Below are 10263 nucleotides of genomic sequence, written 5' to 3'. Positions count from 1 at the left end.
GCTTTAACCGAATGAAGCACTTCCGTCGGCTTTCAACCCGATACGACCGCAGAACCATTCATTTCAAAGGCGTCATCCATCTCGTTGCCGCTATGCTTTGGCTCCGATGAATGTCGATTCGTCCTAGCTGACCATCTTTTGTGCTCCATACCCGTATATGGCCGTCCCAAGCGGCCGTAATCGCGCGTTCGCCGTTTGGCGAAAATGATACCGTCGTTGCGCGATAATCATGGCCGAAGCGTGGATACTGCGGACCATTTTCTATATTAGAGTTTTGCAAACCACCAGCATCATCCCATGCTACGCTTGCTATCATTTCGCCGTTCGGCGAGAAACAACCGTACGCCGGTGAGTTGGGATAAGTGGCTATCTCAAGACGAGAACTGCTGGCACTAAGATTGTGGGTAGGCCAAACAGCGATTTCCCCGCTTTTTGTTGCTGTTACGATCCGGTCTCCTCGCGCCGAAAACTGAACGCACATCACACTTGAGGCATGAGGAAGGCGAATGGGCGCAGATACGGATATTGTACTTGTATGCGCTTCCTGAGCCGATTTGCGTTCGGGCAACTCAACGGGCATTATCGGCCCAGAACGTTTCTTTGCTTTCGCATTCCCGCCGGGCGTTTTTGGATAGAGCCGAAAGGGGAGACCGCAACTGTTATAAAATTGGGTGGCTTCACGCTGATGGTAGTAAGCTAACCATCCGAGTAGGACCGGAATGGTCCACGGTGAAGTTTTCTTGGTACAACCATCCCTCAAATATTCATACAAACCCTGATCATCATCACGAAGACTTTCTACGTGCTCGGGAGCGAAGTCATCCTTTATAAGCCGTATCTGTCTGTACGTCTTCTGCTTTGCAGCGCTGTCTTTGCCATGCAAACCTCTAACGAGGCTCTGTAATGCGTTTAAATTTTCTTTTTTTTTCTTGATATGTTTGGCGTCATTTTCAAAATCTTTCGCGACCGCTTCCAGCTTCACGAGCTTTCTCCAATCGAAGAGCCAAATTTTCGGCGAAGGGCGCTTCCCGCTATGGTTTCGGCCCTGCACGCGAAGATTGATTGAAATCGCGTTGAGAGTCTACTCGGTTCCCCTCGAAAAACATTTCTTCGACCGACGTTATGGCTCCTGTGTTGGGATCGCGGAAAATGACCGCCGGACCGTCTTGTCGATATGATCCACCCGAGGAAAGCCACTCTTCGTGAAAGACCACTCCCGTTTGTGGATCGCGCTTTATAAAAGCGGGACCGTCATTGCGGTCCTGTATTCCGTTCAAATACCAGACTTCATCTGTCGCAATGCCCGTTGCGCCGTCGCGGAAAACCACGGCTGGTGCTCCTTCACGGTGTATATGACCGTCCTTATACCACGCTTCCTGAGTAACGACTCCCGTACGGATATCCACGACTCGGGCCGACGGACCGTCCAGCCGGTGTTGTTTTCCGCGTCTCCAATATTCTTCAGAATGCGTTGCCCCTGATACATCGCGCCAAATTCTGGCGGGGCCTTCATCACGATGCAGCTTACCGTTCTCGTAAAACTCCTCGACAAAAACCTCGCCCGTCTTGCGATCGCGGACGATGACCGCCGGTCCTCCCGAACGGTGTGCCTTTCCGTCCTTCATCCACTCTTCGCGAATGCATTGACCTGAACTGGTCTCAAGCCTTTCATCCTCGGATATTTCAACTGTATAGGTATCTAAAATCATGGCTTCCTGAAATAATGTATTTTTACAATAACATAATACATATGTAAGTTATTACTTACAATATTTCCGTCTATGCCTTTGTTTCAGTTAAAGCTTTCAGCCCTCGAAGTGACAAGCACCGCATGCAATGGCTGTATGGGGAACCCACCCTTTCGCAGACCTAAGGGGCAATTCCGCTATATAGCCAAGATTGCATTTCGGCAGTATATGTCCACTATTGGGTGTCGTCGCGGGGGGAAGAAAATGCAACTTAGCCGTATCGTTGTTAAGGGATTTCGGTCTCTAGGTTTTGTTGATGTACCGGTGGTAGCCCTAGCAAGTTGCGTTATAGGTGAGAATAACACCGGAAAGTCCAATCTGATTCAAGCGCTGCGCTTGTGTCTGGATGTCAACTTACCATCCAGCTATCGTGCCCTCCTGAAGGAGGATGTTCATTGTGCGATCGATCAAAGCAAACCGTTTCAAGTCTTGATTGGCGTTGAGTTTAAGGGATTCGAAGGCGACGATAATGCTGTCGCAACGCTCTACAATGCACGCACGCTCGGCGATCACGCCCGTATCTTTTACAGATTCCGACCGAAACGTCAGGTGCGAGAAGCTCTCGAAACTGGTGAGCGCGCATCCGATAGCTTAACAATCGAGGACTACGGCTGGGAGTTGAGCGGCGGCGGTGATCCATCCAAGGATTTGGCGGATATCGAATGGAATCATGATAATGATTCGTTCGGTGCAACCAGCGTGGGCTTGCAATATTTGCAATCCTATTTGGTGGTCTATCTACATGCGCTTCGAGATGTCGAGACTGATTTGCAACAGCCGCGACGCTCTCCTCTTGCCCGCCTGATCGAAGCCAGCAATATTGATCAGGCTGAACGGCAGACGCTTATAAATGCGATAAAGACGGCCAATGATCAGATTGAGAAGACCCCTACAATTAAGTCGATTGCGCAGGCCGTGGACAGCGCCTTTAAAGAGGTAACGGGGCCTGCATTTAGCTTGGACGTTGATCTCGGATTATCTGCGCCGACATTTGAAGCTATTATTCGAAGCATCAATATATTGATGAGCGGGAACGCCATGAAAAATTTCGACCCTCGGCGAAACGGCCTCGGGTTGAACAACATTCTCTACATTTCGATCCTCATTGAATATTTTCGCAAGCGAGCAGCGGCAGGTAAGGCGGCAGGCGAATTGATTCTGATTGAGGAGCCGGAGGCACATTTACATCCGCAATTGCAATTAACATTGCTGGAAGCGTTACGCGCTTTGCCGTTTCAATCCATCGTGACCACTCACAGCACGCAAGTCACCTCGAAAGCTCCGATGGACGCCTTTGTCCTGCTAACAAACACGGGGGCAGCAGCACCGCACGCATCCACAATCTCGCAAATCCCAAGTCTTACTCCAAATGATGTCTCGGACTTGGAGAGATATCTAGATGCAACAAAATCTAATCTTTTATTCGCCAGAAAGGTTATGTTGGTGGAAGGGCCAGCCGAGGTTTTCCTGATTCCGCCGATGGTCAAATCAATCATGGGAATTGATCTGGATCGCGAAGGTATCTCAGTCGTCGCAATTCACGGCGTCCATTTCGGACCATTTACCAAGCTGTTTAATGAACACGGTTTGCCTAAACGTTGCGCGATTGTGGCGGACGCCGACTTTGTTCCCGCTGATGCAGACATTGCAGACGATGATGAAGATGATGTGGATGAGCCCGCAAAGCCAGACATCACAGCGTTGGAGGGAACTTATGTAAAGGCTTTCTTGGGTAAAACGACTTTTGAGCGAGAAATCACGCTCGATGGAAATGAAAAAATGCTCGAAAAGGCCTGCCGTGAGGTTGGAGCGCCTAAAATTGCGAGCAAGCTCGAATTGGCTGGAATTTTAGGGGTTGATGAGGCCCTTAAGAAAAGTGTTCTGAATACCGCTAAAAGGTTTGGAAAGGCCCGGTTTGCGCAAACTGCTGCGAAACATGCGGGCGATGCAGGCAAGCTTCCAGACTACATCGAAAAAGCCGTCGAATGGTTGATGGAGACATGAGTCTTACGGCGCAGCAGAAAGCAGCCGTTGCGCATGACGGCAACCTCCTTCTCCAAGCTTGCCCCGGAAGCGGCAAAACACGGACGATTGTTCAGAGGCTAATAAAGGATATAGAAGGTATCCGCGAGACGCCTTTCGCGGTGGCGTGCATAACCTATACCAATGCAGCTGTGCAGGAGCTTGAACATAGGATCAGCTCCGATCTTCAGCCCGGCGATGAGCGACACTACGTTATTTCGACTATCCATGCCTTTTGTCTCAATGAGATATTGAGGCCCTTTGCCTTCCGAATTCCTGGCTTCAACGGTTCTATGAAAGTTCTCACTCGCGATCGAGCGGAATTTCAGGAGATCGCAGAATATGCCGCTGACGCCGTGGGGTGGCATAATCTTAACTATTGGGATTTTGAAGGTTTCGCGGGATTAAATCTTGGCGTCAACGGCGAACTTATCGGAACGGCGCTCAATAATGAGCCGTTGAAAGCAGCGGCCCCAATTTTCTGGAGTCGTGCCAGTGATTTGGGATTCATCGATTTCGCTAACATAATTTATAAAACATACTGCTTGCTGCGGGATCAGCCAGAAGTCGTGCGCACCGTTGCTACCCGTTTTCGTGCCTTCCTGCTTGACGAGTTTCAAGACACGACAGAACTGCAAATAGAAATTTTGAAGCTCATTTACCTTGAGCATCGGTCACGATTTTTTATCGTTGGTGATCCCGCGCAGTCAATTTTCGGATTCACGGGTGCAAGGCCTGAATTGATTGATCCTTTTGCCGCTTTTATCAAGGCACGTACGGATATTGTTTTATCCAGCAACTTCAGATCGAATCCTCAAATAGTCGCAGACGCTAACAGGCTCTTCAAACGAATACCGGCAATGACGAGTGAGGGCAAGACTCGCCTCTGTACACAGCAGACGGTTTATCATCGCGTCAACGGGACATTCCCAGCGATAACTGACAATTTTTTACCTTTGTTGACAGACTTGGGTATCCCGTATGGTAAGACCGCAATTCTAGCACGTAACTGGACACCATTATTTCCGCTCTCGCGAAAGTTGCGCGAGTTTGGCGTCCCGGTGGTCGGTCCCGGCGCGCGTCCATATCGACGGTCACGGTTATTTGCGACGCTGGCGGAGCAACTTTGTGGTGCGATTATTGATCGAGCGTCCTTTAATATACGCCAGTTGGAACGCGCTATTTTTTTCGCGGTTCAAGATATTACGGCAAAACCTCGTGCCGAAATATTTAGCTATGAAGGACGGGTCGTCGTGGTCCAGCTAATTCGAAAAGCATCTGCGCTTGCGGAACAACTTGGAGCGATAGACTGGCTGGAGCAAATGTCAGAGGTCACGGGAAAAATTTTGGCCGGGGTCGGTTGGATCGATCAGGGACAGATTATGTCTTTTCGTTATTCTGTCGAGGAAATGAAGCAGGATATGATTCAAAGCAATATCGATCTACCAAACCTTGGAATCGAGGACTTGGGTCTCTTTGCGAGCCCAAGCAAAGCAATGCGTTTAATGACTGTTCATAACTCAAAAGGATTGGAGTTCGATGCAGTTGCATTCATCAACCTGAGAGAGAGAACTTTGCCAGATTATCGCGCTGTCGGTCCGGCGGAAATTGCAGATGAGAAGCGCCTTTTTTATGTTGGCGTGACGAGGGCGAAGCGTCTTCTAATGTACATTTCGGAAATAGACAATTGGAACAATGCACCAACCCGTTTTCTGAATGCCAATGGCGTCGGTAAAATTTGAACTCGTCCATATGACCCATGGCTGCATTTAAGATGAAAGAACCTGCGCACTCTAATATGGGTACTTGCCAGATGTGCGGTGAACCGCCGTGTGCCAGATGTGCGGTAAACCGCCGTGTGCAAGCTGTGTTCTGCAATGCAAATTTGCTCCGCAAATGTCCATTGCAAAACGCTTGGCAAAGGGAAACCCGCTGGCGCGTTTCCCGTTTGCAATCCCTTCCGGCCGTGGCGTTCATCGGCCTTGAGCCTCTTCACGCCATCCAATCGTATCGCCGATTGACCACTCGCACCGTATGGCCGCTGCATCACCAATTAGGGAGCGTTCCTGCTGCCCCAATACCCCATGACCAACCCTGCGCAGATTGGATGCCGCCATCGTCTTTCCGCTGGACCACGCGCAGGCGAGATATCGCTCTCCCTGCACCCATCGACCAATGGGCGTTTTCTGCCCCTTGGAACCCTGACGATTGCGCTCTCATCTCCCAACCGCAGCAGAGACGGCGATGGCTGCATGCTTGTGGGTCCCCTACATAAAAAAACGAAACTGGTATGGCGCTGTTCCGAGCCCCGTCATTCGCTTCACCACCCTTGCCAGCACATGGGCATAGCTCATGGTAACGGGGAGCGGATCGTATAGTGCGTCATTGTTCCAGTTCATTTTTGACAGCGCTAATATTGATCGAGCCGTATCGTCCCAAGCACCATGTCCCGCGTGCCGAACTAATCGGATGGGCTTGGGCGTGCTACGTGCACCTTGGAAATAATTCCCTTTTTCGGTTACCCCGCCGACACTGCCATGCATCCAGAGAAGACATTCTTTTTCCCCAAGAGGTAAAAGGCTTCCTCGCATGACGGGAAAATTTGCCGGATTGCCTTTCCTGCCTCCAGATTGATCTTTATCGATCCGTATGCCGCGCCAACCGACATCTTCCACAATTTGTATCAGATCGACTGTTTCACACAGGTGAAACGCTTCCATGCATCCAGATGTCTCTTCCGGTTTGAACTCCGTCGATTTGTGAACAAAAACTCGCCTCGGTGATTTCCCCGCGTGTCTACGCCTGTAAAGCTCCAGCGACCTTGTCATCACTCGAAACATTTCCGTTCGAGACAGGTAGGGGTTATCGCGCTGCACTTCGACATCATGCGCGTCGTAGGCCACAAATTCCAAGCCCGCACCGTCAGCATCGAAAACCTGACTGCAACATGTCACGAAGCGCGGCTTGTCAGAAGTCGTGGGACGAAGTGCGTATGAAAGTCCGATATATGCTGTTTCAGTGTCAGTTTCAGCGAGTTTCCAAGGAACACCACCGGCCTTTGCATACAGGGCTAACCCTAGTCTCCACATGACGCTTGCTCTATGAGGATAAGAAATGGCCTTGTCTTCTCGAACAAGTTGTATAGGAATTCTTCGAGTGGCAGCGATTGCCTTTAGATGATCATGAAGGTCGAAATCATCGCCGGGGGCACCTGAGTATGCCGGTGCCCATCTGGTCGGAACATAGATGAATACGACATCAAACGATGTCCTGTTGCTTTCGAGACTATGTAGCGCCCTCGTGAGCCTATCCACTAAAAGCAGGTATGGAATTTCGGAGGATGCCACCTCTCTGTCAGCTTCTTTGCCGATTAGCACATGACATGAATTTTCCGCTGCCCGCATATGGACATTAAATACTTTGGAGAAGCCCGGCCACTTTGGGATGAAATCCTTTCTTTCGGTGGGATCTATCTCGGAATTCAGTTCTTTTAGAAACTCGTAAAGCTTTTGGGCGTCTCCATCGGGTGCGATCGTCGCGACGCGAATTGGGTCGGGCACAATCCCCGATGAATATGGCCCATAACGCAGCAATCCCTTTAGTGGATGCGAATGAGTGTCCTCTAACCTCTCCGGATGAAACGCGAGCTTTGGTTCGGCATACCACGCATGAGGGGATAGTTCGCTCGTCATAGTCCACCAGCCCGTCGAGAAAAGGCATTAACTCCGTTGAAGCGAAAGATAGCATCAATGCCGTTCGCTATTCCCAAAGTCCTAATTTCATTACCTTCGTTGAAAAGAATGTTCGTCCAAAACGAAACAAGGTCGTTCAGTTGGCGATTGTAACGCTTTACCGTCCGTTCCCTTGCAAAATCGGTGGTGATCGCACGATTGGCCTCATCGACTTCCTCGAATACGGTGCGCGGTTCGACAAGAAGCCAAAGTTGATCCTTGGCCCAATCCAGCCTGATGCCAACGCCCTCGTGCCATTTCAATTCTGGATGCCCATGAATTGTACCGGAAATTCTCCCGACAAGTTTTTGCAAAGGCTTCCACTTCGCTTCTTCAGGGGTTCGTGGCGCAAGGAGATCCGAACCGCGACGCCTGAAAAGGAGCATATCGTGTTGCCTAGATAACGAACGAGATAACGCATCTCGCAGAAGCCCACGTTCGCCGGAATCGTAACGCAATTTCTTCGTCTCTATGGAATGCAAATCAAATTCTTTGATGCCGAAAGGTGCGAAGACGCTGGTAACATCGGCGTCGGCGCCGAACGCAAGGACACCAGCACGAGTACGTGCAGCAACTATTTCGAGCCCGGATTCTGCAATTGCTTTTGTAACTTCTGAAAATCCGCCAATGCCGCAATTAACCCGCCGACAAACTGAAGGGATTTGCTCGAAGCGAAGACCGTTGAGCCGAATAACTGGAAAGCCTTTACTCAGGCTTGGGGTGCTCGCCGGACTCCAAATGCGGCGATCAGCAGCGAATGCTTCCAGTGGTGCGGTGTCTATGCCATCAATAAGGCGAGTAATATCTCTCAACGTCTCATCAAAGCTTTCGATTCGAACAAGTCCGCCATCGACGCCCACACTTTTCGCCTTAGCAAGAAGGGTTTCCACAGCGGATAAAGGTGGGCTATCTCCACGATACAGCCAAAACAATCCATTTGGAAATGCGTTCGCAGCATCTAGGGCGTCGGCTAGGCTGTTCATTACGGACTCGTCGCGTCCTGAATACCCCGCCACAATAAGTCCCGACCGGTTGCATTGATCTATGAGAGCGCGCCGCAACTTTGAGTCCTGATCACGCAACTCATCACTGGTGTTTTTCAGGCGGCGAGACCGAAAATCGCCGTGCAGCTTGATCTCTGCTGGCCATCGTTCACTTGCGATGACCTGATGCGCTAGGTCAGTGGCGTCCAAGGAAACCGAGGTCAAATTGCCGGTGCTATCGTAAACCTTAGCGCAGGCATCGGCGATTAGCGCATCAAAGTTGGTTGTCCAAATGACCTTTGTATATTGCGCGCGCATAAGTACGGCGAGCGCCATATGTCCGTAAGACGGCTTCGCTCCGGATAACTTTCCGTCAATATATGTTCTTCGATCTCCCTCGCTCGGATATGCGGATTCAAACAAGTCCGCATATTCTTCGGGCGAATCTACTGGAGCATATCGGCCCGTCTCATCGATGAAATTCTGAATTTTCATTCGAATTGCCGGGTTTGAAAGGTCGCTAACCGTTTTTAGCGACACACGCCGTTGGCTCACGTATAGCTGTTGCTTGAATTCCCAAATCATATCCCAAGCTGTGGGAATTCCTGCAGCTGCAGAGGCTCCCGCGCCGAGTAGCCACATCAGGCCGCCTTTACGCATTGAGAAGCGGCGAGCGAAATCGTCCAGCGTTATCTGATTGTAAGGAGAATCGTTGTCCATAGGATAGATAATGCCAGTAAAAATTGCATGATATACTCCGTTCTCTATCTTGTTTGAACTTTTCCTGTGAATATTTGAAAAGGCTAGTTATGACCGTTAACTTAGAGCAAGGGTGTCACGGCGCGGCCAACCGGCTTGCACCTCTGGCGCATTTTCCGGCTTGCCGGAAAACCGCCTATTGCAAGGGCGGACCCTTGCAATTTGTCCGCCTTCCGTGACCAAACGGGCCTATCGGGACGGGGAACATCGTTCCGCCCTCGCGGGCGGGTTCAATCCTGCCTCCGGCACGGATCGAACAGGGAACAGGAGACGGCTCAGTTTATAAGGGGTAGTTCAGCGCATGGGAAAGCGTGCCGCGTCCAACCTTCATTTCCTTGGCAAGAGCCGTAATGGTGGTTTGGGTCGTCTGTAACCGTAGCCGCGCTTCTTCAATCTGACGTTCATTTAGCTTACGCGGACGGCCCAATACCTTGCCTCGCGCCCGCGCCGCCGCAAGCCCTTCTTTGGTCCGGCGTGACAACATTCGCCGTTCAAGCTCACATTGCGCAGACATGACAGTGAAGAAATAATAGCCGTAGTCGGTGTTCACATCGACAGGCAGGTTTATGACCTGAAACCGCACCCCGCGCTTTTGTAAGGAACTGAAGGCGTTCAGGGCATCGCGGGCCGAGCGATAGGCGCGGTCCAAATCCCACACCACGAAAACATCGCCCGCCCTGAGGCGCCGCATGACCTTTTCATAGATGGGGCGGGTTTTGCTGACAGCCGACAGAGTTTCGATGTGGAGTTCGTCGCAGATAGCCGTCAGGCCGTCAATCTGCCTGTCCGGCCTCTGCTCTTCCGTCGAAACCCTTAAATATCCGATTTTTCTCATATTTCCTGCCATTCGGGTAAACTCTTTTCCCCGAACGCTACGCCCTAAAATTGTCCCTTTTTCCCTCGCCCCGAAAGGCTCCCTAACGACTGCGAACCCGAAAGTAATGACAGTCCGAAATTCTTCATCACAACTATAGGGTAACACAATTTAAATATTTATGAAAATTGTGCAAAAATCGGACG

At 50.6% G+C, this 10263-nt stretch carries 7 protein-coding genes and 1 pseudogene; 3 read left to right on the top strand and 5 right to left on the bottom strand.

Annotation, left to right across the window (positions count from 1 at the left end):
* Positions 1–110 (top strand): annotated as a pseudogene (locus tag NBH21_RS25365) (IS5-like element ISNeu3 family transposase); the annotation flags it as partial.
* Here the strand turns inward: NBH21_RS25365 and NBH21_RS25360 are convergent.
* Complete coding sequence (locus NBH21_RS25360) at positions 59–982, bottom strand: WD40 repeat domain-containing protein (RefSeq protein WP_250914753.1); 924 nt, start codon at positions 980–982, stop codon at positions 59–61. The pseudogene NBH21_RS25365 and the gene NBH21_RS25360 overlap by 52 nt on opposite strands.
* A gap of 49 nt (positions 983–1031) precedes the next feature.
* The gene (locus tag NBH21_RS25355; protein WP_250914754.1) at positions 1032–1709 is read right to left on the bottom strand and encodes a hypothetical protein; all 678 of its coding nucleotides are present in this window, start codon (positions 1707–1709) and stop codon (positions 1032–1034) included.
* Between the two features lie 243 nt (positions 1710–1952).
* On the opposite strand from NBH21_RS25355, the gene NBH21_RS25350 reads away from it, so the two are divergent.
* Both NBH21_RS25350 and NBH21_RS25345 read left to right on the top strand, forming a co-directional pair.
* Complete coding sequence (locus tag NBH21_RS25350) at positions 1953–3752, top strand: ATP-dependent nuclease (protein ID WP_250914755.1); 1800 nt, start codon at positions 1953–1955, stop codon at positions 3750–3752.
* The gene (locus NBH21_RS25345; RefSeq protein ID WP_252759597.1) at positions 3749–5512 is read left to right on the top strand and encodes an ATP-dependent helicase; all 1764 of its coding nucleotides are present in this window, start codon (positions 3749–3751) and stop codon (positions 5510–5512) included. The genes NBH21_RS25350 and NBH21_RS25345 overlap by 4 nt, the downstream gene beginning before the upstream one ends.
* 525 nt (positions 5513–6037) lie before the next feature.
* On the opposite strand, the gene NBH21_RS25340 is transcribed toward NBH21_RS25345, so the two are convergent.
* The 3 genes from NBH21_RS25340 to NBH21_RS25330 form a co-directional block, all read right to left on the bottom strand.
* Positions 6038–7462, bottom strand: a complete 1425-nt coding sequence (locus tag NBH21_RS25340; RefSeq protein ID WP_250914757.1) for an argonaute/piwi family protein — start codon at positions 7460–7462, stop codon at positions 6038–6040.
* The gene (locus NBH21_RS25335; protein ID WP_250914758.1) at positions 7459–9204 is read right to left on the bottom strand and encodes an SIR2 family protein; all 1746 of its coding nucleotides are present in this window, start codon (positions 9202–9204) and stop codon (positions 7459–7461) included. The genes NBH21_RS25340 and NBH21_RS25335 overlap by 4 nt, the downstream gene beginning before the upstream one ends.
* 319 nt (positions 9205–9523) lie before the next feature.
* The gene (locus NBH21_RS25330; protein ID WP_250914759.1) at positions 9524–10090 is read right to left on the bottom strand and encodes a recombinase family protein; all 567 of its coding nucleotides are present in this window, start codon (positions 10088–10090) and stop codon (positions 9524–9526) included.
* Positions 10091–10263 lie beyond the last annotated feature (173 nt).

This window comes from Ciceribacter sichuanensis, assembly GCF_024055605.1.
Classification (GTDB): Bacteria; Pseudomonadota; Alphaproteobacteria; order Rhizobiales; family Rhizobiaceae; genus Allorhizobium; species Allorhizobium sichuanense.
Note: the sequence above shows the minus strand (reverse complement) of the source record. Positions and strands in the feature narration are given on the sequence as shown.

Excerpts from the sequence above, each read along its gene's own strand:
- NBH21_RS25345 (WP_252759597.1), top strand. The coding sequence starts at position 3,749 with ATGAGTCTTACGGCGCAGCAGAAAGCAGCCGTTGCGCATGACGGCAAC.
- NBH21_RS25350 (WP_250914755.1), top strand. The coding sequence starts at position 1,953 with ATGCAACTTAGCCGTATCGTTGTTAAGGGATTTCGGTCTCTAGGTTTT.
- NBH21_RS25335 (WP_250914758.1), bottom strand. The coding sequence starts at position 9,204 with ATGGACAACGATTCTCCTTACAATCAGATAACGCTGGACGATTTCGCT.
- NBH21_RS25330 (WP_250914759.1), bottom strand. The coding sequence starts at position 10,090 with ATGGCAGGAAATATGAGAAAAATCGGATATTTAAGGGTTTCGACGGAA.
- NBH21_RS25355 (WP_250914754.1), bottom strand. The coding sequence starts at position 1,709 with ATGATTTTAGATACCTATACAGTTGAAATATCCGAGGATGAAAGGCTT.
- NBH21_RS25340 (WP_250914757.1), bottom strand. The coding sequence starts at position 7,462 with ATGACGAGCGAACTATCCCCTCATGCGTGGTATGCCGAACCAAAGCTC.